We start from the raw sequence: 22692 nt of genomic DNA, 5'->3' as shown, positions 1-22692 counted from the left end.
CGCTCCGTCGGACGACGGACGGCGGGCCGCCGCCGATAAGGTGCGCGTCATGGCTCCTCCCGTTCTCCTCCCGCTCGGGCTGCCGGAACGGCTGAACGCCTGGCTGAACGACCCCGTGGACCCCCTGTGGGAGCGACCCCCGCCCGGCCCGCGACAGCTGCGCAACGATGTCGTCGGCGCGGCGACCTTCGTGGCCCTCGCCCTCCTGATGACCCTGCTGACCAAGAACATGGGACTGCGCGCCGAGGGCGAGGCGGCGTGGCGCGCCTATGTCGCCGTGGGCCTGATGATCCTGCCGCTGGCCCTCCGACGCCGGTTCCCGCTCGGCGTCCTCGTCAGCTCCAGCGCCGCGTTCGTGGCGCTGTCCTACCTCAGCACCGAGGTGGCCGGCCAGATCAGCTTCCAAGTGGCGTACTTCGCGGCGCTGTACGCCGCCGTCGCCTGGGCCCGCGACCGGCGCCTGCTCTGGATCGCGATGGGGTTCGTGCTGCTGGCGATGACGCTGTGGATCGTCATCACGTTCACGGTCACCTCCGGCTACGCCCAGATGCTGAAGTCCTACGAGGAGCCGCGGGGACCGCTGCCGCAGCTGACGGCGGCCGTGCTCTACACCGCCGCCGTCAACCTCCTGTACTTCGGCGGCGCCATCGCCGTGGGCCGGACCTCCTGGCGCGGGGCGCTGCGCCGCGAGCGCATGGCCGCCCAGGCCGAGCGCATCCGCGAGCAGGCGGACGAGCTCGCCCGCCGGGCAGTGGTCGACGAGCGGCTGCGCATCGCCCGCGAGCTGCACGACGTCGTCGCCCACCACGTCTCGGTCATCGGTGTGCAGGCCGGCGCCGCCCGCAAGGTGCTGACCCGCGCGCCCGACGCTGCCGCCGAGGCGCTGCGCACCATCGAGGACGCCAGCCGCACCGCCGTCGGCGAGATGCGCTCGCTCCTCGGGGTGCTGCGCAGCGAGACGGATACGGTGCGCGGCGACGGCGGGCGGGCCCCCGTGCCAAACCTGGCCGAGCTGCGCGGGCTCGTCGCGTCGCACCGGCGCCCGGGTCTTGACGTCGAGCTCGCGGCGGTCGAGCAGCGCCCCGGCGACCTCGCCGGCGTGACGGCTCCGGTCGCGTTGTCGCTGTACCGCACCGCGCAGGAGTCGCTGTCCAACGTCGTGCGGCACAGCACCGCCACCCGCGCGCAGGTGACCGTCCGCACGGGCGGCGCCGACGGCGCCGGGTGGGCCGAGGTGGAGGTCGTCGACAACGGCCAGCCGCGCCCCGGCACCCACGGCTCCGGCTACGGCCTGCGCGGCATCCGCGAACGCGTCCACCTCCACGGCGGCGAGGCCGAGATCGGTCCGCGCGAGCAGGCGGCAGGATGGCGGGTGCGCGTGCGTCTGCCGCTCGGTCGCACGGCGGGCCGCCCGGTCGAGCCTCCGGCGTCCGACCATCGGCCCCACCAGCCGGCCCGCTAGTTCCAGCCAGCCAGCCAGCCCGCCAGCCCGCCCGACAACCCGCCCGCTCGCTCCGGCGCCCCGCCCCGAGCCCGCCCCTGCAGAAGGAAGAACCCGTGCCCGAACCCATCCGCGTCCTGGTCGTCGACGACCACGCCCTCGTCCGCTCGGGCTTCGCCATGGTGCTCTCCGTGGAGGACGACGTCGAGGTGGTCGGGCAGGCGGCGAACGGGCGCGAGGCCCTGGCCGTGCTGGCCGAGCGGCCGGCCGACGTCGTCCTCATGGACGTGCAGATGCCGGTGATGGACGGGATCGAGGCGACCCGCGAGGTGGTGGCCGGCGGGCTCGCGAAGGTCATCATCCTCACCACCTTCGACCGCGAGGACTACCTCTTCGACGCCCTCGCCGCCGGCGCCAGCGGCTTCCTCCTCAAGAACGCCGACCCCGACGATCTCGTCGAGGCGATCCGCGCCGTGGCGGGCGGCCACGCCCTCCTCGCCCCGGAGGTGACGCTCAAGGTCATCTCGCGGCTCGTCGGCCGAGGGGAGACGCCGGGCGGGACGGTTCCTGGCAGGTCGACGAGCATGGTCGACGACGCCCCGCCACGGATGCCCGACGGCGCCGCCCGGGCTGGCGCGGCGTCCGGGACGGGCACCGCCGTCGGGCAGGACCCGCAGGTGGGGCGCGTCGTCGCGTCGCTGACGCCGCGGGAGCGCGAGGTGCTCGCCCTGCTTGCCGACGGCCTCTCTAACGCCGAGATCGCCGGCCGGCTGTACCTGGGGGATGCGACGGTGAAGACGCACGTGTCAAACATCCTTGCCAAGACCGACTCCCGCGACCGGGTCCAAGCGGTCGTCTTCGCCTATCGCGCAGGGCTCGCGGGTCTCGGCTGAGCGGGGTTCCCCCGCCGCGGGCGCGGGCTTGCGCGGCGACTAGCGCGCTGGGGCCCGGTCCTCTACCGCCGGAAAGTGAGCTCGAAGTGGCGGGCGGCCACCCAGCCGGCCACCTCGTGGTGCATGGCGCGCGTGCCGCGACAGCCCAGGTCCGGCTCAGGCCGCCGCTCCATCGCGTGGGGGAGTGGCGGGGCCCGGGAAGTCCGCCGGGCGGGGGAAGCGGCGGAGGCCGACCGATTCCTAGGCTTGGCCGGACGAAACACGAAAGGACGACCGACATGAGCCACCAGCCACCACCCGCGCTAGAGGTGCGGAACCTCACCCGGAGCTTCGGGGACAACACTGCCGTGGACGACGTCTCCTTCGTCGTCGAGCCGGGACGGATGACCGGCTTCGTCGGCGCCAACGGTGCCGGCAAGACGACCACCATGCGCATGATCATGGGCGTCCTCGCCATCCACGGCGGCGAGGTGCTCTGGGGCGGGCGGCCCATCACCGCCCGGGACCGGGCGCGGTTCGGCTACATGCCCGAGGAGCGCGGCCTGTACCCCAAGCAGTCGATCATCGATCAGCTCACCTACCTCGGTCAGCTGCGCGGGATGACCCGGCGCGACGCCGGCGCGGAGGCCACCCGCATGCTGGACCGCTTCGGCCTGGGCGGGCGCCTGAAGAACAAGCTCGAGTCGCTGTCCCTCGGCAACCAGCAGCGGGTGCAGATCGTCGCCTCTCTGCTGCACCACCCGACGGCGCTCGTCCTCGACGAGCCGTTCTCCGGCCTCGACCCGGTCGCGGTGGACTCGATGGTGGACCTGCTGCGCGACCGACTGCGCGAAGGCGTACCCGTCCTCTTCTCCAGCCACCAACTCGACCTCGTGGACCGGCTGTGTGACTCCCTCGTCGTCCTCTCCGACGGCAAGGTCATGGCCGCCGGCACCGGCGACGAGCTGCGGGCACGCGGCTCACGGCAGTTCCGCATCGCCACGGTCCCCGACGCCGGGTGGCTGCGCGAGGAGCCGGGGGTCCGCGTCGTCGACGTCGACGGCGCCCGCGCGATCCTCGAGCTCGACGGCCCGGCGACCCAGGAGCGCGTGCTGGCCCGGGCTGTCGGGCGTGGGCTTACCGAGTTCACGCCGCTCGTCCCGTCCCTGTCCGACATCTACCGAGAGGTCGTCCGATGACCACCACGACCACGCCGCCGGACCACCGTGTGGAGTCGCCAAGCGAGCGCCCGGACGACGCGCCGCGCGTGAAGCACCCGTGGCTGGTGGTGACCGTGCGGGAGATCGTGGTCAAGCTGACGAACCGCAGCTTCATGCTCTCCACCGGCCTCACGCTCGTCATGATCGTCGCAGGCGCGGGCGTCGGCGCCTTCGTCGGGGGCCGGACGACCGACTTCACCGTGGCCGTCACCTCCGCCGAGGGCCGCGCGGCCGTCGATGCCGGCCGGTCCGCGATCGAGTCCGGCGACTCGGGCGACACCCTGGCCGCGGAGGAGTACCCCGACGAGGCCGCGGCCCGCGCGGCGGTGGGTGAGGAGGAGGTCGACGCGGCGCTGATCGCCGGCCCCGACGGGTGGACCGTCATCGGCAACGACGGGGTCAATCGTGCGCTTGCCGGCGCGTTAAGCGACGGCGTCGGAGCGGCCGTGCTCGAGGCGAACGCCGAGGCGGCGGGGACGACCGTCGCCCAGCTCACCGCCGGCACCGAGATCACCACCGAGCTGCTGGTGGGCGAGGACCGCAGCGGCCTGGCCGAGGCGGTGGGATTCGTCTTCGCGTTCCTCTTCTACATGGCGGCCATCGTCTTCGGCATGACGATCGCCAACTCCGTCCTGGAGGAGAAGCAGAACCGGGTGGTGGAGATCCTCGCAACCGCGATCCCGATCCGGCAGCTGCTCTACGGCAAGGTGCTGGGCAACTCCATGCTCGCCTTCGCCCAGATCGCCCTGTACGCGGTGGTCGGCCTCGTTACGGTGAATGTCACGGGCGTGGCAGGCGACATCGGCTGGATCCTCGGTGCGTCCGGCTGGTTCATCGCGTTCTTCGTCGCGGGCTTCGCCGCCTTGGCCTCCGTCTGGGCCGTGCTCGGGTCGCTGGCGAGCCGCAGCGAGGACCTGCAGTCCAACACCGGTCCCGTCATCACGGTGATCATGGTCGCGCTGTTTGCGGGTCTGTTCGCCGACGGCGTCTGGCTCACGGTCGCCTCGTACGTGCCCGTGGTGTCCTCCGTGGCCATGCCGATCCGGGTGCTCGGCGGCGACGTCCCGGTGTGGGAGCCGTTCGCGTCGCTCGTGCTGACTGCCGTCGTGGCGTACCTGCTGCTGCGCCTGGGCGAGCGCATCTACCAGCGCGCCGTCATGCAGTCAGGCACCGCGCTGAGCTGGCGGCAGGCGATGAAGCTGGAGGCCTGAGCCCTGAACGAACGAACGGACGCCGCGTCGCGCGGAGGGATCGGGGCGCGGCGCGGCGGGCCCGGTGGGCGGCGGCGTTCGAGGTGTAGGCGGTGACATTCGCCCCGGTTGCCGCGGCCGGAGTCGCAGTAGCGGCCGGCCGGTCGGATCGCGCCACATAGCCCTCCCTCGGGTCTCGGGCCGACCAGGCCCGGATGAGGCGGTTCCAAGGAAACGCCGCGTCCGGGCCTGGTCGTGGGCCGGCGTGGGCCGGCGTGGGACGGCGGTTGTGGCGCGATCCGATCGCGCATGACCGAGCTGCACGCCGCCGGGGCGGTTATGGTGCCGCGGCGCGCAGCCGCGGACTGATCAGGACGCTGCGCGGCGGGCGCGGTAGGCGGCAACGTTGGCGCGGTTCCCGCAGCCGGAGTCGCAGTAGCGGCGTGAGCGGTTGCGGGACAGGTCGATCACCACGTCCTGGCAGTCCTCGCCCGCGCAGACGCGCAGCCGGTCGAGCTCGCCGCCGCGGACGACATCCGCCAGGGCCATCGCGGCTTCCACGCCCATCCGCGTGGCCAGGGGCGCATCGGGGGCCGTGGCGTGCAGGTGCCAGTCCCACCCGTCGTGCCGCACGAGCTGGGGGAGCGCCCGCGCCTCCGCGAGCAGGGCGTTGGCGCCGGCGGCGACGACATCCGCGTCACCGGACGTCCAGAGCCGGCGCAGGACGGGACGCAGAGCGCGCACGGCCGCTACCTCGGCGGCGTCGTGGGTGCGACTCCCGGTGAACGGCCAGCGCGCCAGGAAGTCGTCGAGGTCGGACTCGGTGACCAGGGTGTCCCCGTCCTCGCCGAGGGTGTTGACGAGGGCCGCGGCGGTCATGAGCGCCTCCTCAGCGTCACGAGCGAAAACCACGTTGACTCCTGACATTGTCGCGGCCTACCGTCATGAGTGTAACGAGTTTCACTCATGACATCTTCCGTCGGGCCGTGTGGCGCCGGCAGTCCGCCCTGGGAGGGACCATGCCACGAGGCCAGGGCCGCGCGCCGGACGGCGTGGGTGCAGGGGACCGTCGCCGCACGGCGGCGCCCCGCCACCAGGGCCCGGCCATCTGGCTGGCGCTGGCCTCCGCGGCGGCCTTCGGGACCTCCGGCTCGCTGGCGAAGTCGCTGCTCGAGACCGGCTGGTCGCCCGGCGCGGCCGTCACCGTGCGGATCAGCGGCGCCGCCTTCGCCCTCCTGGTGCCGGCACTGCTCGCGCTGCGGGGCCGCTGGCACCTCCTGCGCCGCAACGCCGGGCTCATCGTGGCGTACGGCCTGATCTCCATGGCGGCGTGCCAGCTCTTCTTCTTCAACGCCGTGACGACGCTGTCCGTCGGCGTCGCCCTGCTCCTGGAGTACCTCGGCCTGGTGCTCGTCGTCGGCTGGCTGTGGGCACGCCACGGCCAGCGCCCCCGCCGCTGGACCGTCCTCGGGATGGTGCTGGCGGTCGGCGGGCTGATGCTGATCCTCGACGTCACCGGCGGGATGCGGGTCGACCTCGGCGGCGTCCTCTGGGGGCTGGGGGCCGCCGTCGGGCTCGCCGTGTACTTCGTGCTCTCGGCCAGGGAGACCACCGGCCTGCCGCCGCTGGTCCTGGCGGCCGGCGGCATGGTCGTGGCCGCGGCCGCCCTCGCCGGGGCGGGCCTGGTCGGCTTGATGCCGATGACCACCTCCTCGCGTCCCGTCGTCCTCGCCGGGGCCGAGATGCCGTGGCTGGTGCCCGTCGCGGCCCTGTGCCTGGTCGCCGCGGCCTTCGCCTACGCCGCGGGCATCGCGGCCACCCGACGGCTGGGCTCGAAGGTGGCGTCCTTCCTGGGGCTCACCGAGGTGATGTTCTCGGTGCTGTTCGCCTGGCTCATGCTCGGTGAGCTGCCGCTGCCCGTCCAGCTCCTGGGCGGCGTCCTCATCGTCGCGGGCGTCGTGGCGGTGCGCTACGACGAGCTCACCGGCCCACGTCTCGCCGCGCCTGCCGATCGGGCGGCGCCGGCCGGAGACGACGGCGGCGGCCCGGGCGCCGTCGCCGTGGCCCGACGGCCGGCCGGCCGCCGAGAGGCGTACGAGGCCTGAGCGGGGACGGCCCCTGAGCGGAGGGGCGCACGAGGCCGGTGCGGGGACGACCTCCGAGCGGAAGCGGCCGAGGACCCCTGAGCGTCAGGCCTTGCTGCCAGGATGACCGCATGCGCTTCGACACGGTCCCCGTCCGGCGGCTGGGCGAGGACCCGAACAACGTCCTGGACCGGGGCGTCTGGCCGGCCACGCTGGCGCCGGTCGCCCAGGTGCTCGACCAGGGACTGGAGCTCGGGCCGGCGACGGTCTTCGTCGGCGAGAACGGGTCCGGGAAGTCCACGCTCGTCGAGGGCATCGCGCTGGCGTACGGGCTCTCGCCCGAGGGCGGCTCGACGGGGGCGCGACACTCCAGCCGCCCCACCGAGTCGGCGCTGTGGGCCCACCTTAAGCTGCTGCGGAACGCGGGGACCACCAGGCGCGGCTACTTCCTCCGCGCCGAGACGATGCACGGGTTCTTCACCTACCTGGAGCAGAACCCGACTACCTCCGTGCACCGCGAGGACCTGCGCTTCCACGAGATGTCGCACGGGGAGTCGTTCCTCGAGCTGACCATCGACCGCTTCCGGGGGCCGGGCCTGTGGCTGCTGGACGAGCCGGAGTCCGCCCTGTCCTTCTCCGGGTGCCTCGCCCTCGTGGGGCTGCTCAAGGATCTCGTCGCCGAGGGGGACTCCCAGGTCATCATGTCGACGCACTCGCCGCTCCTCGCGGCGCTCCCCGGCGCCGACATCTACGAGGTGGGTGACTGGGGCCTCCGGCCGACCGCCTGGGAGGACCTCGACCTCGTCACCAGCTGGCGGGCGTTCCTCGACGCGCCGGAGAGATACCTGCGGCACCTGTGACCCGCCGCGCCCATGGGCGGGCCATCACCAGCCCGGCACAAGCTCGATGCGTTCGCGGCGCAGCGTCCGGGCCAGGGCCGGGTCCCGCAGCAGCCGGAGCTCCCACAGGCGCTTCTTGCCCTCCGCCGGCGCGAGGCGGCGCGCGGCGCTCTTCGGGGCCGGGTGCAGCACCAGCTCCGAGGTGCCCTCCGGGAGGGCGCGCAGCTGGGCGAGGACCTCGGCGCGCAGCTGGGGGTACCCGAGGATCATCCGGCCGGGCAGCCACGACCCCACCATGACCTCGGGGAGCCGGACGCCGAGGGCGTCGGCCAGGGCGACGGCGCGGGCGTGCTCACGGCGGAACCGGCCGCGCAGGGCCAGGGCGACGACCCGGCTCAGGCGGCGCGGGATGCGCAGGGCAAGGTCGTGCTCGGCGCAGAGCTCCACCGCGACGTCTGCGAACGAGCGCCCGTGCATGCCGTAGAGCGTGCCCGAGTGGGAGTCGAGCGCGCTCGGCCCCAGCCCGGCCGCCCGCATCCAGGCGAGCTGCGCCGTCACTTCGCGGGCGACGTCCCGGGGCGTGCCCGCCCTCTCGACGCGCGCCGGGTCGAGGTGGAAGGCGCCGCTCGGGTCCGTCAGGGACGGCACGTCCGGGGCGAGGGGGTGCCAGGGCGCGAACTCGCGGGCGCCGGTGAGCGTGACGTGCAGGTGGGGGACGGGCAGGCCCGCCGCGAGCACGCGTCGGACGGCGTCGTCGGCGGCCGGGGCCACGGGCATGAGCGTCGTGGCGGACAGGAGGCCGTCGGCGAGCAGCTCGGCGATGGCCTCGTTGGTGTCGGGATCGAGACCGAGATCGTCCGCGGTCACGACCAGCCGGCGTGTCATCGGGGGCTCTCCGGGTGCTCATCCGTGCGGCGCGTCAGCGCGGCTGCTCGGGAGGGTACCGCCGCCCGGAGCGCCGCGCCTCCGGGCGGCCGGCTACCAGGCCGGGACGAGCTCGATGCGTTCGCGGCGCAGCGTCCGGGCCAGGAGCGGGTCCCGCAGGAGCCGCAGCTCCCACACCCGCTTGCGGCCCTCCGCCGGGTGGAGGCGCCGCGCGGCGCTGGGGGGCGCGGGGTGGAGCATGAGCTCCGAGACGCCTTCGGGCAGCCGGCGGAGCTGGGCGAGGACGCTGGCGCGCAGCTGGGCGTAGCTCAGCACCAGCGTGCCCGGCAGCCAGGAGCTGACCATCGTCTCGGGCAGCCGGACCCCGCGGGCCTCCGCACCGGCCACGGCGTCCTCGTAGCGGCGGCGCAGCCGGCGGGGGACGACGCACCCGACGAGGCCGGGCAGCCGGCGCGGCAACCGGAACCCGAGGCCGTGCTCGGCGGAGAAGTCCAGCGCCGCGGAGAGGAACGATCGCCCGCGCACGCCGTACAGGCTGCCCGAGTGCGAGTCCAGCACCGCGGGGCGCAGCGCGGCGGTGTGCATCCAGCGCAGCTGGGCGGCCATCTCACGGACGACGTCGTCGGCCGAGGCCCGCGCCCCGACCCGGGCCGGGGCGATGTGGAAGGCGCCGCTCGCGTCCGTGAGGGAGGCGACGTCGGGCGCGAGCGGCCGCCAGGGGCGGAACTCGCGGGCGCTGGTGAGCGTGACGTGCAGGTTGGGGACCGGGACGTTCGCGGCCAGCACGCGCCGGACGGCGTCGGCGGCCGCGGGCGCGACGGTGATGAGCGTCGTCGCGGTGACGAGGCCCTCGCGCATGAGGCCGACGATCGAGCGGTTCGTGTCGGCGTCGAGGCCGAGGTCGTCGGCGGTGACCACGAGGTGACGCGTCATGGGCGAGGGCGCTCCGGTCTGGCACGAGACATCCCCGGCCGGCGGCCGGGCACACCGGCGGGCCGGCGCGGGGCCGGCCGCGCGCCCCGAGGGCGCGCCGCTGATATGGGATGGGGCGACGGTAATCGCTGCGGCGGCGCAGCGGAACCTTTTCCGGTCAGGGTGCTCAGTGACACACGGGCGACCCGGCGCCCTGAGGCGGCGGCGCGCCGGGGCGCCAGCTGTCCATGTGCCCCACGAGTGGGGCTGGTGGGACGGGTGTGGCGGGTCGGCGCCTGGAGATCGCAACATCAGCCCCAGTCGTGGGGCATTCGAGTCATCCGTGGGGCATTCGGGTCAAGCTCGCGGGAACCTTTCGGCGAGCCGCTGCGAGGACTTGACGTCTCGCGGGTGAGGAACGGCGGCTGCGAGGACTTGACGTCTCGCGGGTGAGGAATGGCCGCTGCGAGGACTTGACGTCTCACGGGTGGGAGGTGCTGTCACGCGCATGACAAGTCAGCGGGAGTCGGGGATGCCGTACGGCAGGCGCTCGATGCGGGCAGCCTCCGCGGCGTCGCGCTCGCGGGCGCGCAGCGCGACGGCGTACTCGCGGTCCCGGCGCGAGACGAGCACCGCGGCGAGGAAGCGTTCGGGAGATGTGCCCCACGGCGCCGGCGGGGAGACGTACGGCTCGACCTGCGCCGCCAGCCGTGTGCCCATCTCCGCCCGTGCCTGCGGCGTCATCCGGGACATCCGGGAGAGGAACTGGCGCGCCGCGAGGCCCAGGCCGTTCGGGAGGGCGCGGATGTCGGCGCCGCGGGCCCAGCCGGCCAGCTCGGGGGGCATCGACAGGGGCTCGTGGCGTCTGGCGCCGCCGCGCACGCGCACGGCGTAGGTGCCGGCCAGGAGGTCACCGAGCCGCTTGCCGCGCCGGTTGACCGCCGCAGAGAGGATCGCCAACGCCCCGCCCGTGAGCCACAGCTCGCCCACGCCCGCCAGCGCGCGCACCAGCGCGTGACGCAACCGGACGGGACCGCCGTCGTCGCGCACGATCCGGATGCCGGCGGCGAGCTTCCCGAGCGACCTGCCGCGGCTGAGCGTCTCGACCAGCGTGGGGCCGATGACCATGACGACCGCGAACGTGCTCACCTGCACGACGCCGAGCTGGGCGGGGTTGAGGGTCTCCAGCAGCCTGGTGGCGGCCAGCAGCAACCCGACGGCGGCCAGGACGTAGACGAGGGCGTCGACCAGGGCGCCGAGGATCCGTACACCCACCGAGGCCGGCCGCAGCTCGAGCGCGACCGCCTCACCGGTGACGATGAGGTCCTCCTGGAGGCGGGCGCGCGCGAGGGTGGCCTCCGGGCCCGTCCGGAAGGTGCTGCTCATGTGTGGCAGGGTAACCCGTGTGGACACCGACGCCTTCGCCGCGGTGCACGCCGCCGAGTGGGAGCGGCTGGAGCACCTGAGCAAGCAGCGCCGCCTGAGCGGGCCCGAGGCCGACGAGCTGGTCCGCCTGTACCAGGCCACGGCCGGGCACCTCTCGGCGGTGCGCACCTCCGCGCCGGACCCGCACCTGGTCGGGCGCCTGTCCGCGCTCCTGGCCCAGGCCCGCGGCCGGGTCGCCGGCGCGCACGAGCTGCGCCTGTCCGACGTCGCCCACTTCCTCACCTCCGCCCTGCCCGCCGCGTTCTACCGGGTGCGGTGGTGGACGGTGGGCGTGATGGTCGTGTGGGTGGCGCTCGCGGTCGCCGTCGGTTGGTGGAACGCCGCGACGCCGGCGGCCGTGGCGCAGCTGGGCCCGCCGCGCGAGCTGCAGCGGTACGCCGACGAGGCCTTCGCCGCGTACTACTCCAACTACCCCGCGCCGGACTTCGCCGCGCAGGTGTGGACGAACAACGCGTGGATCGCCGCCCAGTGCATCGGCCTGGGGATCACCGGCGTCTTCCCGGCGTACGTGCTCTACGCCAACGCCGTCGGTGTGGGGCAGGCCGCGGCGATCATGGCGACCTATGGCGACCTGCGGGTCTTCTTCGGCCTGATCCTGCCGCACGGGCTGATGGAGCTGACGGCGATCTTCGTCGCCGGCGGCACCGGGCTGAAGCTGTTCTGGACGGCGGTGGTGCCCGGGCGGCGCACGCGCTCGCGGGCGCTCGCCGAGGAGGGGCGTTCCCTGATCACCGTCGCGGTCGGGCTCGTGCTCGTGCTGGCGGTCTCGGGCCTGGTGGAGGGGTTCGTCACCCCGTCCGGGCTGCCGACCGCGGCGAAGATCGCCATCGGTGCGCTCGTGCTGGCGGGGTACTGGGCGTACACGCTCGTGCTGGGCCGCCGGGCCGTGGCCGCCGGGGAGACCGGCGACCTCGCGGAGGACCTCGCCGGGCACACGCTCGCGCAGGCGGGCTGAGCCGGGCCGGGGCCGCCGTTCTCAGGGCGTTCCCAGCATGATGGCGCTCTACTAGAGGCATGGTCGCAGGACTTGCGCCGGGCAGCTCCGGCGAAGGTATGCCGGCACCGTTGCTGGAGCACCTGTCGCACCAGCACGGGCTGCTGACGACTCCCGTGCCGGGCACCGTGCTGGTCCTGGCGGCCACCGTGCTCGGCGTCATGCTCCTGCGGCGGTTGCGGCGCGGCCGGCGTCCGCGGCGTCTGGGCCGCCTGCGGCTCACGGTCCGGGTGGTGGGCATCGCCGGCCTCGTGGCGCTGTCCGCCGGCGCCTACGTCAACGCCTACGCCGGCTACCTGCCGACCGTCGGCGCGCTCGAGCAGGCCGTCGGGCTGGCCCCCGCCGGCGCGACGGCGGCCGGTCCCGTGACCGGCGGGCACGTCTCCGTCGTCCGGATCGCGGCCCCCGCGCTCGGCATCGGCGGCGGCACGACCTACGTCTACACCCCGCCGGGCTATGACCGGTCGCCGTCCCGCCGCTACCCGGTGATCTACCTGATCCACGGCTCGCCGGGGACGACGGCGGACTGGTTCCGCAGCGGCCGGGTCGACCTGGTCATGGACGCTCTGAGCGCCGCGCCCGCGAGCCGGCCGGCGATCGTCGTCGCGATGGACTGCGGCGGCGGCCTCACCGGGGACACCGAGAGCCTCGACGTCGTCAGGGGCCCGCAGGTGGAGACGTACTACACCCACGTCGTCGTGCCGTACGTGGACGCGCACTACCGGACGGTCCCGGACCGCCGGGACCGGGTCCTCGGGGGGATGTCCTCCGGCGGCTTCGGCGCCCTCAACGTCGGCCTGCGCCACCAGGACCTGTACGCCACCATCCTGGCCCTCGAGCCCTACGGGGACCCCGGCGTGGGGAACCTGCGCCGGTTGCTGGGAGGCGACGCCGCGAAGTTCCGGGCGAACTCCCCGAGCGTGTACATCCGCACGCTGGCCTTCCCGCAGACGATGAACGTGTTCCTGGACGTCGGCGGGGCGACGGGCCCGGACGTGCGGACGGTCCGGGCGCTCGCCGACGCCTTGACCGCGCGCGGGCAGCACGTCGACTTCCGTGTCGAGGCCGGGCAGCGGCACAGCTGGAGCGAGGCGGTCGCCGGGCTGCCCTACGCCCTGGCCTTCGCGGAGGCCCAGCTGCCGCCGGCCGCGCCATGAGGGCCGAGGACGCCGCGCACTCCGCGCAGGAGCCTGACGTCGATGCGGCCCACCCGGGCCGCCCCACCGGGCCGCCGCGCCAGTCCCCGCGCCCGGTCCGGCCGCCGCGCCCGGGCGTCCGGCGAACCCGGCCGGGCGCACATCAAGCGGGCGACGGCGGACAGGGGGAGTGGCGGCGACGGGACCGCTCACGTCGCTGGGCCACGTACACGGTCGCCGTCCTGGGCGTTGTGGGCCTGCTCTCTGCGGCGTCGCCCCCGCTGCGCGGCCGGGTCGAGACCCTGCTGGAGGTGGTGCCGCTCGTGGTGCCCAAGACGGCGGCCCTGACCCTGGTGTTCGTCTCCTTCGCCCTGCTCCTGACGGCCAGGGGGCTGCGCTCCGGGCACCGGCTGGCCTGGGGCGGCGCCGAGGCGCTGCTCGCCGGCTCGGTGGTGCTGCACGTGACCAAGGGCCTCGACGTCGAGGAGGCCGTCCTCGCCGCGGCCGGGGCCGTGTGGCTGGCGACCCAGCACCGCGCCTTCCCCGTCCTGCCCACCCGCGGGGCCGCCGTCCGCGCCGTGGCGGTGGGCGCCGGTGGCCTGGTCACGGTGCTCGTGGTGGCGCTGGCGCTGGCCCTGCGCACGGCGCCGCACCGCATGGGCGACCTCGACGACTTCGCGGGCGCCGTCGTCGGGCGGCTGGGGGGCTGGGGCCCCGTGCCGCTGCCCTTCGCCGGGCGCTTCGCCCCCGTCGTGCTCGCCGCCGTGGGGCTCGGGCTGCTCGGCAGCGTGGCGTGGCTGCTGCTCGCCCCGCGGGGCCCGGCGCCGCTGACCGGCGAGGCGCACCGCCGCGAGCGGGAGCGGGCGCGGGCGGTCGTGACCCGGTACGGCGGAGGGAGCCTGGACTTCTTCGCGCTCCGGGACGACAAGCAGTGGTTCTTCGCCGGCCGCAGCGTGGTCGCCCACGCCGTCCGGGGCAGCGTGTGCCTCGTCTCGCCCGACCCGATCGGTCCCCAGGAGGAACGGGAGCAGATCTGGGCCGAGTTCATGGCCCACGCGGAGCGCTCGGGCTGGTCGGTGGCGGTGGTCGGCGCCGCCCAGGACTGGTTGAGCATCTACGAGGCCACGGGCCTGCGCGGCGTCTACCTCGGCGACGAGGCGATCGTGGACGCCGCGACCTTCTCGCTCGCCGGTCGCGCGATGCGGGGCCTGCGCGGGGACCACCGGCGGTTGGTCGCCGCGGGCTACACCGCCACCTTCCACGACGTCGCGGCGCTCGACGGCGGAGCCCGCGCCGAGCTGCTCGCCCTGGCCGCGCAGAGCCGCCGGGGCCAGGGCGAGCGGGGCTTCTCGATGACGCTGTCGCGGCTCGTCGACCCGGCCGACGCCGGGGTGCTGGTGGCCGTGGCACGGGACTCCGCCGGGCGCGCCCGGGCCTTCATCCAGTGGGTGCCGGCCCCGCTGCTGCCGGGCTGGTCCCTGGACGTCATGCGCCGCAGCACCGCGCCGGAGGTGCCCAACGGGGTCATCGACTTCCTGGCCATCGAGTCGATCTACCGGGTGCGCGAGGAGGGCGGCGCCGCGCTGGGCCTGAACTTCGCGGTGTGGCGCACGGTGGTCGCGGGCCAGGGCACCAGGGCGCGCAGCCGGCTCGCCCGCGGGGTGCTGCACCGCGCCTCGGAACGGATGCAGATCGAGTCGCTCTGGCGGTTCAACGCCAAGTACCACCCCACCTGGGTGCCCCGCTACGCCGCCGTCGGCGCGGTCGACCTCCTGGCCGCCCAGGGGCTGGCCATCGCTAACGTCGAGGGCATCACCGAGGTGCCCGTGCTGGGGCGCTTCCTCGGGCGGGTGCCGTGACGCTCGGGCTGGCCGCCGCGGTGCTGGGCCGGGTCGCGCCGTGACGCTCGGGCTGGCCGCCGCGCTGCTCGGCACGCTCGGGTACGGCGCCGGCTCCGTGCTCCAGGCCGCGGCGACGGCCCGCGCCAGCGGCCCCGCGGCGCTGCGGCACCCCCTGTACCTCGCCGGGCTGGGCTGCGACCTCGTGGCGTGGCTCGCCTCGCTGCTGGCGCTGCGCTCCCTGCCGCTCTTCGTGGTGCAGGCCCTGCTCGCCGGATCCCTCGCAGTCACCGTGCTCCTCGCGCGGGTCTTCCTCGGCACCCGGATGCGCGGCCGGGACCTCCTGGCCGTGGTGGCCGTCGCGGCCGCGCTCGCGGTCGTGGCTGCGGCAGGCGGGGCGCAGTCCGCCGGCGCGGCGCCGGCCGGCTTCACCGGCGCCGTCCTGGCGGGGCTCGGCGCGTGCGTCCTCGCGCTGCTGGTGCTGTACCGCCGCGGCGGATGGCCAGCGCTCGCCGCGGTCGCGGGCGCCGCCTTCTCGGGCGCGGCGCTGTGCGCCCGCGCGATACAGGGGCCCGGGCCGGCGGGGGCGGGCCCGGTCGGGCTCCTCACGGACCCGCTGGTGTGGGCGATCCCGGCGTTCGGCCTGGTTGGGCTGATGGCCTACGCCAGATCCCTGGAGCGCGGCAACGTCGGCGCGGCCACCGCGGTGCTGTGGGTGGTCGAGATCCTCGTGCCTGCCCTGGTCGGCGTCTGGGCCCTGGGCGACTCGGTCCGGCCCGGCTGGCAGCTCGCCGCCGCGGCCGCCATCGCCCTCGCCGTCGCCGGGTGCGTGACGCTGGCCCTCAGCCCGTCCCAGGCGGCGGAGACGGGCTACCCTCGGCCATGACCTCGTCGGCGGGGCCTCGCGGACCGGGCGCCGCGGCCGGGCTGGGACTCCCGGCGGCCGTGCGGCTCGCCGTGGCGTTCCTGGTGGGGACCGCGTGCGGCCTGGCGGTCGGCGTGCCCGCGAGCTGGCGGGTCGGGCTCCTCGCCGGGTGGATCGCCGGCGGGGTCATCTACGTGGCGTGGATGTGGATGACGATCGGCCCGATGGACGCCGCCGCGACCGCCACGCACGCCGCCCGGGAGGACCCGGGCCGGACGGCCGCACACCTGATCGTGCTCGGGTCCGCCGTGGCCAGCCTCGGCGCCGTGGCACTCCTGCTCGCGCACGGCTCCCCGTCCGACGGCGGCACGGGGGCGCAGGCGTCGCTCAGCGTCGCGAGTGTCGCCGTCGCGTGGACGGCCGTGCACACCACGTTCACCACGCGGTACGCGCGGCTGTTCTACACCGGCGGCGACCGGCCGATCGACTTCGGAGACACACCGCAGCCCCGGTACCTGGACTTCGCTTACCTCGCCTTCACGGTGGGCATGACCTTCCAGGTCAGCGACACGCAGATCCAGACCGGCACGATGCGCGCCAGCGTGCTGCAGCACGCGCTGATCTCGTACGTGCTCGGGGTCGTGGTCATCGCGGCGACGATCAACCTCGTGGCCGGGCTCGGCGGCTGAGCGGGTCGGCTACGCCAGCCGATGCGGCGGCTGAGCGGGCCGCCGCTACGCCATCCGGATGCGGCCCCCGACGTCCGCCGCAGCCGCGACGCGGGCCGCGAGGAAGGCCAGCCCCAGCCCGAGGAGGAACGCCGTCGCGTGCCCCACGTCGGTGAACGTCTGGTTGATCAGCAGGGGAGCGACGAAGTACGCCGCGGCAGCGACGACGTACGGTGCCCGCCAGCGCGCAGGGGCCCGGGAGACGAGGAAGCCGGCCAGGCAGGCAAGCCCGTAGCTCACGCCCACGTCGGAGGCGCGTGCGACGCTGGCCGCGAGGCGGCCGTGGGTGATGCCGGAGGCGATCAGCGCGGCGACGAGCAGGGTCGCCCCGACGTGGCCCAGCGCGGCGACGAAGACGGTCGCCGCTCTCCCGACCCACCGCTGGGCGGCGGTGTAGAGCAGCACGAGGAGCGGGAGCTGCCACAGTCCCTGCAGGCTGGGGATCACGAAGGCGCTGACCACCAGCACGAACACCGGCCGGTCACGCAGGTTGGTCAGGTTGGTGCTGCAGCGCTGCACAACGTCGTCGCGCACGTGGGCGGGCGCAAGTGCGAGCACGACGGCGACGACGGTGACGACGGACGCGTAGGTGATGGCGACGTCGCTGCCCCGGAGGAGGCCCGGGAGCGTGCGCCCGACGCGGCGCAGCCGGGTCCGCGACGCGAGAGCGCGCAGGGACGGAAAGGTTCGCACGGCGGGCGCCGGAGGTCAGCGGGTGCCGGTCACGCGGGCACGGTCGTGCGGGCCGGGGCCGAGCGTGGTGGTGGCCATGCCTCAGTATGCCGCTCGCGCCCCAGGTCCAGGGAGAGGCGCCGATGCGCCGCGCATGCCGTCGCCGGATTACGTGACTGAGGGCTCCGACAGGAGGTCTCAGGGTCTTCTTCTGCCCGGGCTCGCAGTGTGGGTAGTGCCCGAAGTAGACCTCACGAGAAGGACATCCCATGCATCGCAAGACCTTGCTCAGCGGCGTCGCTGCAGCTGTCCTGGGACTGGCAGTCCTGGGCGGCACCGGCACCGCCTTCGCCTCGACCCCGACGACCGCCTTCCACACCTCCGGCAGCGAGTGGGGCAACAGCCACCACGGGGACCGTGAGCGGCCCAACGAGCGTGAGCACGCCAGGAATGACCGCGAGCGCAACAACGAGCGTGAGCACCCGAGGAACGACCGGGAACGTCACGAGCGCGAGCACGTCAGGAAGGAGCACGAGCGCAACAACGAGCGCGAGCACGTCAGGAAGGAGCACGAGCGCTCCAAGGGTGGCCAGTGGTAGCAGAGCTGGACGCCTGATCCAGCGGCGGGCGCCGTGACCACCGAGGTTCGGCGGGCGGACCGGTCGGACATGTCGGCCCACCGGTGAGGTGGGAGGGAGGCGCGTGGGGGGCGGCCGGGGAAGCCCGGCCGCCCCTCGGTGCGTGCCCGAGCCGATGAGGTCAGTGGGGCCCGGTTGATGGAGGCATGGTGCGCGTCTTGGTCGTGGAGGACGAGCGGGCGTTGGCGACGGCGCTGTGGAGGGCTCTCGAGGCGGAGGGGTTCGCCGTGGTGCTGGCCGTGGACGGGGTCGACGGCGACTGGCGGGTCCGTGGAGAGGCCTTCGACGCCGTCGTCCTGGAGGTCGTGCTTCCAGGCCTGTCCGGCTACGAGATCTGCTGGGGCATGCGGGCCCGCGGCGACACGACGCCGGTCCTCTTCCTGACCGCCCAGCACCGCGAGTCGGACGAGGTCGACGCGCTCGACATCGGCGACGACGTCATGTCGAGGCCGTTCTCACACCGCGTCCTCGCGGCCCGGCTGCGGGCACTGGTGCGCCGATGCGACCGGGCGGCCCCGCCCTCGATGCGGGTCGGCACGCTGCGGGTGGACCCGGTGCACGAAAGGGTGTGGCTGGGGGAGGAGGAGCTCCACTTCGCCGCGCGCGAGCTGGCGGTGCTGACGTACCTGATCCGCCGCTGTGACCACGTGGTGGGCAAGATGGAGATCCTCACCCACGTCTGGGGCCCACACCCGATGGGGGATGCCAACCTCGTCGAGGTGTACATCCGACGCCTGCGTCGCAGGCTGGCACCCGCCGACGTCGACATCGTGACAGTCCGCGGCCGTGGTTATCGCCTGAGCGCGAGATCCCGGTGAGGGGCCGGGGCAGGCGGGTCCGGGAACGGGGGGGCGCACGCGCCGCGCCCTCGTCATCATGGATCCGTCACCGTCTCCCGCTGGGGAGCGCGGTCCCCGGGCCGCCGCGGCGCGGGCGCGTCCGCGGAGATGTCCCGCGGCAGCGTGAGGATCATGCGGGTGCCGACGGCGCTCTCGCCCACCCTCAGGTCGCCGCCGTGCGCCCGGGCGATCTCCCGGGCGATCGGCAGGCCCAGGCCGGTGCCCCCCGCCTCGCGGCCACGGCTGTCGTCGAGGCGCACGAACCGGTCGAAGACCTGCTCGCGCCTCTCGGCCGGGATTCCGGGTCCGTCGTCGGCCACCTCGACGACGGCGACCGGCCCCTCCTGGCGCACCGTCAGCGAGACCCGGCCGCGGCCGTGGAGGACGGCGTTGTCGGCGAGGTTGCGGACCACCCGCTGCAGGCGCCGGCCGTCCCCCACCACGCGGACGGGCGGGGCATGGACGGCCACCTCGGTCCCGGCGGTGCGCAGGCGGCGGGCCTCGTCGAGCACGAGGTCGTCGAGGTCGACGTCCTCACGGCGCAGGGTATGGGCGTGCTCGTCGGCCCGGGCGAGGAGGAGCAGGTCGGCGACCAGCTGGTCCAGCCGGTCCGCCTCCTCGAGCACGTCGGCGGACACGGCGTCCCAGTCCACGCCGGCCGGATGCTGCCGGGCGACCTCGAGCTCGGCGCGGATGGTGGCGAGCGGGCTGCGCAGCTCGTGGGAGGCGTCGGCGACGAACCGGCGCTGGACGAGGGACGCCGCCTCCAGGCCGGCGAGCATGTCGTTCATCGTCTCGGCGAGCCGCGTCATCTCGTCGCCGGCGGGGGAGGGCGGCACGCGGGCGGAAAGGTCCGTGCTGGTGATGCCGGCGACGCGGCGGCGCATGCTCTCCACCGGCGCCAACGCCCGCCCGGTGAGCCAGTAAGACGTCGCGGCGACCACGAGCAGAACGGGGAGGTACCCGGCGGCGAAGAGACCGGCCACCACCGAGGTGGACCGTTCGACGGCTTCCAGGCTCTGCGCCGCGAGCACGACCACCGGCCCCTGGGACGTGCTCACGCCCTGCGCGACGACGACGAACTGGTCGTCCTCGTCGATGGGCACCTGGTCGGCGTGCACGGTGGCCGAGGCGCCGGGCCGGGGGCGGGCGGCGACGAGGGCCGGCTTGCCGACCGCCGCGGGGCTGGCCGCCAGGACGCGGCCGTCGGCGTCGACGACCTGGATGAGCGCGCGCTCGCCCGCACCCACGGCGGTCAGCTCGACCTCGGCCGGGCCGACGTCGGCGGCCTCCGCGGCGACGTCGGAGGCCTGCTGCGCGGCCAGCTGCGCCAGGGACGCCTCGAGCTGGTCGCGCTGCAGGGCCACGAACGCGAGGGCGGCGACCGCGAGGGTGGCGGCGACGACCAGGGTGGCGACCAGCGCGGCCTGGACGCGCACGCCCCGCAGCGGCAGGCGCCGACCGCTCGCGCCATGGGCGCGCGGCGGTCCATCCCGCCCGCGGCGTCGTCGCACCATGGGCGCAAGTATCACCGCTCCGGCTGAGAGACGGATGAGCCTGAGCCCACGCAGGGAAGTGGGCCGCGCGCCGACTCGGCCCGTCTCAGCAGCGTCTCAGTGGCCGGCGCGGACCCTGTGATGGTGTCCCTGTGCCCGCCTCGCACCGCCACGCTGACGAGCTTCGCGCGTTCGCTGCACTCCCTGAGCGAGCTGAGCGGTCCGTGCGACGACGCCGAGTGGCAGGCCCTGTTCGCCGGCCAGGCGGGGATGGGCCGGGGCGTCACGGTCCGCGGGGCCGGCGCCGGCTACGGTGACGCGGCGCTCAACAGCGCAGGCGTGGTGGCGCTGACCGGGGCACAGCACCGCGTCGGCCTCGTCGACGCGGTCGCGGGCGTGATGGACGTGGACGCCGGCGCGTCCCTGGGCGCGGTGCTCGCCCGCGCGGTCCCGGTGGGCTGGACCCTGCCGGTGGTGCCGGGGACGGCGCGGGCGAGCGTCGGCGGGGCGGTGGCCGCCGACGTCCACGGCAAGAACCACCCCGGGCGCTCCTCGATCGGCGCGCACGTCGCAGCCCTCGTGCTGCTCACGCCGACCGACGGGCCCCGCACCCTCACCCGCGGGACCGACCCGGGCGCGTTCTGGGCGACCGTCGGCGGCCTCGGTCTGACCGGCGTCATCCGCAGGGTGCGGCTGCGCCTGGAACGCGTTCACAGCGCCTGGCTGCGGTCCACCGACCGCGTCGGCGCCGGCCTTGCAGAGGTCCTCGAGCTCATGGAGGCGTCCGGCGACCAGCACGCGGTCGCCTGGCTCGACGGGCACGCCGCGGGGCGCGCGATCGGCCGCGGCGTCGTCACAACAGGCTCCCCGCTGGCCACGGAGGACCTGCCCGCGCGGCTGGTGGGGCGGGCGCGCGAGTATCCGTCGCCCGGCCGCCCGGGGTGGCCCGGCCGCCCCTGGTGGCCGGGCACCGCGCCCGGCGCGACGGCGTGGCTGCCGAACCTGTTGACCCCGGATGCGCTGCGGGCCGCGAACGCCGCCCGCTACGCCCGGGCGCGGGCGCGTGGCGGCCGGCCCGAGGTGCGTCACCTGCGGGACTTCTTCTTCCCCCTGGACGCGCTTCCGGGCTGGGCCGCCCTGTACGGGCGCCCGGGGTTCATCCAGTACCAGCTCGCCGTGCCGCCAGGACAGGAGGCCGTCCTCGCCGAGGCCCTGCAAGCCCTGCAGGCGACCGGGTGCCCGCCGGCCCTTGTCTCGCTCAAGCGGCTCGGCGCGCCGCCGCCGGGGGCGGCCGCCTGGGGGTCCCTGTCCTTCCCGGTGCCCGGCTGGACCCTCGCGATGGACCTGCCGGTGCCCGGCGGCGGGGGCGCCGGTGCACTCGCCGCCACCCTGGACCACCTGGACGAGCGGGTCGCGACCGCGGGCGGACGGGTTTACCTCGTCAAGGACGCGCGCCTGCGCCCCGACGTCCTGGCCGCGATGTACCCGGGTCTCGCGCGGTGGCGCGAGGAACGGCGGCGGCTCGACCCGGGCGGCGTCATGACCTCGGACCTGGACCGCCGGCTCGGGCTGAGCGCGCCACGCAGGGGAGCGTCGGCATGATGAACGCCCTGGGACAGCCCGGCACGGTGCTGCTCGTGGGCGGCACCTCCGGCATCGCCGGAGCCATCGTCGACGCCCTGCTGCGCTCCCGCCCGTGTGAGGTGGTCCTGGCCGCGCGCCCGGGCCCGCGCCGGGACGCGGTCGCGCGCGCGCTGACGGCCCGGGGTGCGGTGGTCGACGTCGTCGACATCGACGCCGAGGACGTCGATGACCTGGTGGCCGTCCTCGGTGCGGCGCTCGCCGGCCGGGAGGTCGACCTGGCGGTCGTGGCGCACGGCCGGCTGCCCGACCAGGACGCGCTCGAGCGCGACCCCGCCGCCGCGGGGCGGCTCGGGACGGTCAACTTCTCCTCGGCGGTGGCCGTCGGGCTCCTCCTCGCCCAGCTCATGCGCCGGCAGGGGCACGGCGTGATCGTGGCGCTGTCCTCCGTGGCGGCGGTCCGGCCCCGCGCCTCGAACTACGTCTACGGTGCCACCAAGGCCGGCCTCGATGCCTTCTTCGTGGGACTGGGGGAGCGGCTCCGGGGCACGGGCGTGCGGGTTCTCGTCGTCCGCCCCGGGTTCGTGCGCACCCGCATGACCGCCGGACGCGCGGCCGCCCCCTTCGCCGTCGAGCCCGACCAGGTGGCGCACGCGGTGCTCGGGCGCCTCGCGCGCGGCGGGGTGGTCTGGGTCCCCGGAGCCCTCGGGCCGGTCATGACGGCGCTGCTGTGGGTGCCCGCACCGCTGTGGCGGCGGCTGGACCGCTGAGCTCTCAGCGTCCTCTTCGCGCCGCGGAAGCACAGTGAGTGTGGCGGCCGGGGACGGCCACCGCTCCAGGACCGGAGGAGCGCGGACGATGAGCACACACCTCGGCAACCGCGAGAGAGCGAACGGTGCGCCGGGCGGTGCGCCCGGCGGCCATCCAGGACCGATGTTCCCGCCGCCTCCCGGCGCCGCGCCAGTGTTCCCGCCGCCTCCCCGTGGCACCCCACCGGTGTCCCCGCCGCCTCCCCG

21 protein-coding genes are annotated in these 22692 nt (G+C 75.1%); 15 read left to right on the top strand and 6 right to left on the bottom strand.

Annotated elements, in window-relative coordinates:
* The first annotated feature begins 49 nt into the window (after window positions 1–49).
* The 4 genes from EJK16_RS18155 to EJK16_RS18140 all read left to right on the top strand — a co-directional run bounded on the left by EJK16_RS18155 (window position 50) and on the right by EJK16_RS18140 (window position 4744).
* The gene (locus EJK16_RS18155) at window positions 50–1462 is read left to right on the top strand and encodes a sensor histidine kinase (protein ID WP_127131901.1); all 1413 of its coding nucleotides are present in this window, start codon (window positions 50–52) and stop codon (window positions 1460–1462) included.
* Window positions 1463–1620: 158 nt separating this feature from the next.
* Window positions 1621–2334: a response regulator transcription factor gene (locus EJK16_RS18150; RefSeq protein WP_240646163.1), complete on the top strand. Its 714-nt coding sequence runs from the start codon at window positions 1621–1623 to the stop codon at window positions 2332–2334.
* 278 nt (window positions 2335–2612) lie between these two features.
* Window positions 2613–3512, top strand: coding sequence for an ABC transporter ATP-binding protein (locus EJK16_RS18145; RefSeq protein ID WP_127131897.1), 900 nt, complete (start codon window positions 2613–2615; stop codon window positions 3510–3512).
* Window positions 3509–4744: an ABC transporter permease gene (locus tag EJK16_RS18140; protein ID WP_127131895.1), complete on the top strand. Its 1236-nt coding sequence runs from the start codon at window positions 3509–3511 to the stop codon at window positions 4742–4744. The genes EJK16_RS18145 and EJK16_RS18140 overlap by 4 nt, the downstream gene beginning before the upstream one ends.
* Window positions 4745–5092: 348 nt before the next feature.
* On the opposite strand, the gene EJK16_RS18135 is transcribed toward EJK16_RS18140, so the two are convergent.
* On the bottom strand, window positions 5093–5635 hold the full coding sequence (locus EJK16_RS18135; protein ID WP_127131893.1) for a CGNR zinc finger domain-containing protein: 543 nt from the start codon (window positions 5633–5635) through the stop codon (window positions 5093–5095).
* A 107-nt stretch (window positions 5636–5742) separates the two neighbouring features.
* Here EJK16_RS18135 and EJK16_RS18130 point away from each other — a divergent pair, with 107 nt between their 5' ends.
* Together EJK16_RS18130 and EJK16_RS18125 are read left to right on the top strand one after the other, a co-directional pair.
* Window positions 5743–6828 carry a DMT family transporter gene (locus EJK16_RS18130; RefSeq protein ID WP_127131891.1) on the top strand — a complete coding sequence of 362 codons (1086 nt, stop codon included), beginning with the start codon at window positions 5743–5745 and terminating at the stop codon, window positions 6826–6828.
* A gap of 110 nt (window positions 6829–6938) precedes the next feature.
* Window positions 6939–7667, top strand: coding sequence for an ATP-binding cassette domain-containing protein (locus tag EJK16_RS18125; RefSeq protein ID WP_127131889.1), 729 nt, complete (start codon window positions 6939–6941; stop codon window positions 7665–7667).
* A 24-nt stretch (window positions 7668–7691) separates the two neighbouring features.
* Here the strand turns inward: EJK16_RS18125 and EJK16_RS18120 are convergent, their stop codons facing one another.
* The 3 genes from EJK16_RS18120 to EJK16_RS18110 form a co-directional block, all read right to left on the bottom strand.
* Window positions 7692–8531 (bottom strand): carbohydrate deacetylase, encoded by an 840-nt coding sequence (locus EJK16_RS18120; protein WP_127131887.1) that lies wholly within the window; start codon window positions 8529–8531, stop codon window positions 7692–7694.
* A 93-nt stretch (window positions 8532–8624) separates the two neighbouring features.
* On the bottom strand, window positions 8625–9464 hold the full coding sequence (locus tag EJK16_RS18115) for a ChbG/HpnK family deacetylase (RefSeq protein WP_164737409.1): 840 nt from the start codon (window positions 9462–9464) through the stop codon (window positions 8625–8627).
* 495 nt (window positions 9465–9959) lie between these two features.
* Window positions 9960–10829 (bottom strand): RDD family protein, encoded by an 870-nt coding sequence (locus tag EJK16_RS18110; RefSeq protein WP_127131883.1) that lies wholly within the window; start codon window positions 10827–10829, stop codon window positions 9960–9962.
* A gap of 19 nt (window positions 10830–10848) precedes the next feature.
* Here EJK16_RS18110 and EJK16_RS18105 point away from each other — a divergent pair, with 19 nt between their 5' ends.
* From EJK16_RS18105 to EJK16_RS18085, 5 genes are all read left to right on the top strand, one after another.
* Window positions 10849–11844: a stage II sporulation protein M gene (locus EJK16_RS18105; protein ID WP_127131881.1), complete on the top strand. Its 996-nt coding sequence runs from the start codon at window positions 10849–10851 to the stop codon at window positions 11842–11844.
* Window positions 11845–11903: 59 nt separating this feature from the next.
* Window positions 11904–13040 carry an esterase family protein gene (locus EJK16_RS18100; RefSeq protein ID WP_127131879.1) on the top strand — a complete coding sequence of 379 codons (1137 nt, stop codon included), beginning with the start codon at window positions 11904–11906 and terminating at the stop codon, window positions 13038–13040.
* Between the two features lie 230 nt (window positions 13041–13270).
* The gene (locus EJK16_RS18095; protein WP_164737408.1) at window positions 13271–14878 is read left to right on the top strand and encodes a bifunctional lysylphosphatidylglycerol flippase/synthetase MprF; all 1608 of its coding nucleotides are present in this window, start codon (window positions 13271–13273) and stop codon (window positions 14876–14878) included.
* 40 nt (window positions 14879–14918) lie between these two features.
* Complete coding sequence (locus tag EJK16_RS18090) at window positions 14919–15743, top strand: hypothetical protein (RefSeq protein WP_127131876.1); 825 nt, start codon at window positions 14919–14921, stop codon at window positions 15741–15743.
* Window positions 15740–16411: a DUF1345 domain-containing protein gene (locus EJK16_RS18085; RefSeq protein ID WP_240646152.1), complete on the top strand. Its 672-nt coding sequence runs from the start codon at window positions 15740–15742 to the stop codon at window positions 16409–16411. The genes EJK16_RS18090 and EJK16_RS18085 overlap by 4 nt, the downstream gene beginning before the upstream one ends.
* A 45-nt stretch (window positions 16412–16456) precedes the next feature.
* On the opposite strand, the gene EJK16_RS18080 is transcribed toward EJK16_RS18085, so the two are convergent.
* Window positions 16457–17143 carry a rhomboid-like protein gene (locus EJK16_RS18080; RefSeq protein WP_127131874.1) on the bottom strand — a complete coding sequence of 229 codons (687 nt, stop codon included), beginning with the start codon at window positions 17141–17143 and terminating at the stop codon, window positions 16457–16459.
* A gap of 248 nt (window positions 17144–17391) precedes the next feature.
* Between EJK16_RS18080 and EJK16_RS18075 the strand changes: the two genes are divergently transcribed.
* Window positions 17392–17721: a hypothetical protein gene (locus tag EJK16_RS18075; protein WP_127131872.1), complete on the top strand. Its 330-nt coding sequence runs from the start codon at window positions 17392–17394 to the stop codon at window positions 17719–17721.
* A 185-nt stretch (window positions 17722–17906) separates the two neighbouring features.
* The gene (locus EJK16_RS18070) at window positions 17907–18578 is read left to right on the top strand and encodes a response regulator transcription factor (RefSeq protein ID WP_240646151.1); all 672 of its coding nucleotides are present in this window, start codon (window positions 17907–17909) and stop codon (window positions 18576–18578) included.
* A 56-nt stretch (window positions 18579–18634) separates the two neighbouring features.
* Here the strand turns inward: EJK16_RS18070 and EJK16_RS18065 are convergent, their stop codons facing one another.
* On the bottom strand, window positions 18635–20116 hold the full coding sequence (locus EJK16_RS18065) for a cell wall metabolism sensor histidine kinase WalK (protein WP_127131870.1): 1482 nt from the start codon (window positions 20114–20116) through the stop codon (window positions 18635–18637).
* Between the two features lie 120 nt (window positions 20117–20236).
* Between EJK16_RS18065 and EJK16_RS18060 the strand changes: the two genes are divergently transcribed.
* On the top strand, window positions 20237–21697 hold the full coding sequence (locus EJK16_RS18060) for an FAD-binding protein (protein WP_127131868.1): 1461 nt from the start codon (window positions 20237–20239) through the stop codon (window positions 21695–21697).
* Window positions 21694–22446: a decaprenylphospho-beta-D-erythro-pentofuranosid-2-ulose 2-reductase gene (locus EJK16_RS18055; protein WP_127131866.1), complete on the top strand. Its 753-nt coding sequence runs from the start codon at window positions 21694–21696 to the stop codon at window positions 22444–22446. The genes EJK16_RS18060 and EJK16_RS18055 overlap by 4 nt, the downstream gene beginning before the upstream one ends.
* The last annotated feature ends 246 nt before the right edge of the window (window positions 22447–22692 follow it).

Origin of the sequence: Georgenia sp. SYP-B2076, assembly GCF_003991205.1 — a bacterium.
GTDB lineage: Bacteria > Actinomycetota > Actinomycetes > Actinomycetales > Actinomycetaceae > Georgenia.
The sequence above is the reverse complement of the archived record's forward strand: the minus strand, read 5'-3'. Positions and strand labels throughout refer to the sequence as shown.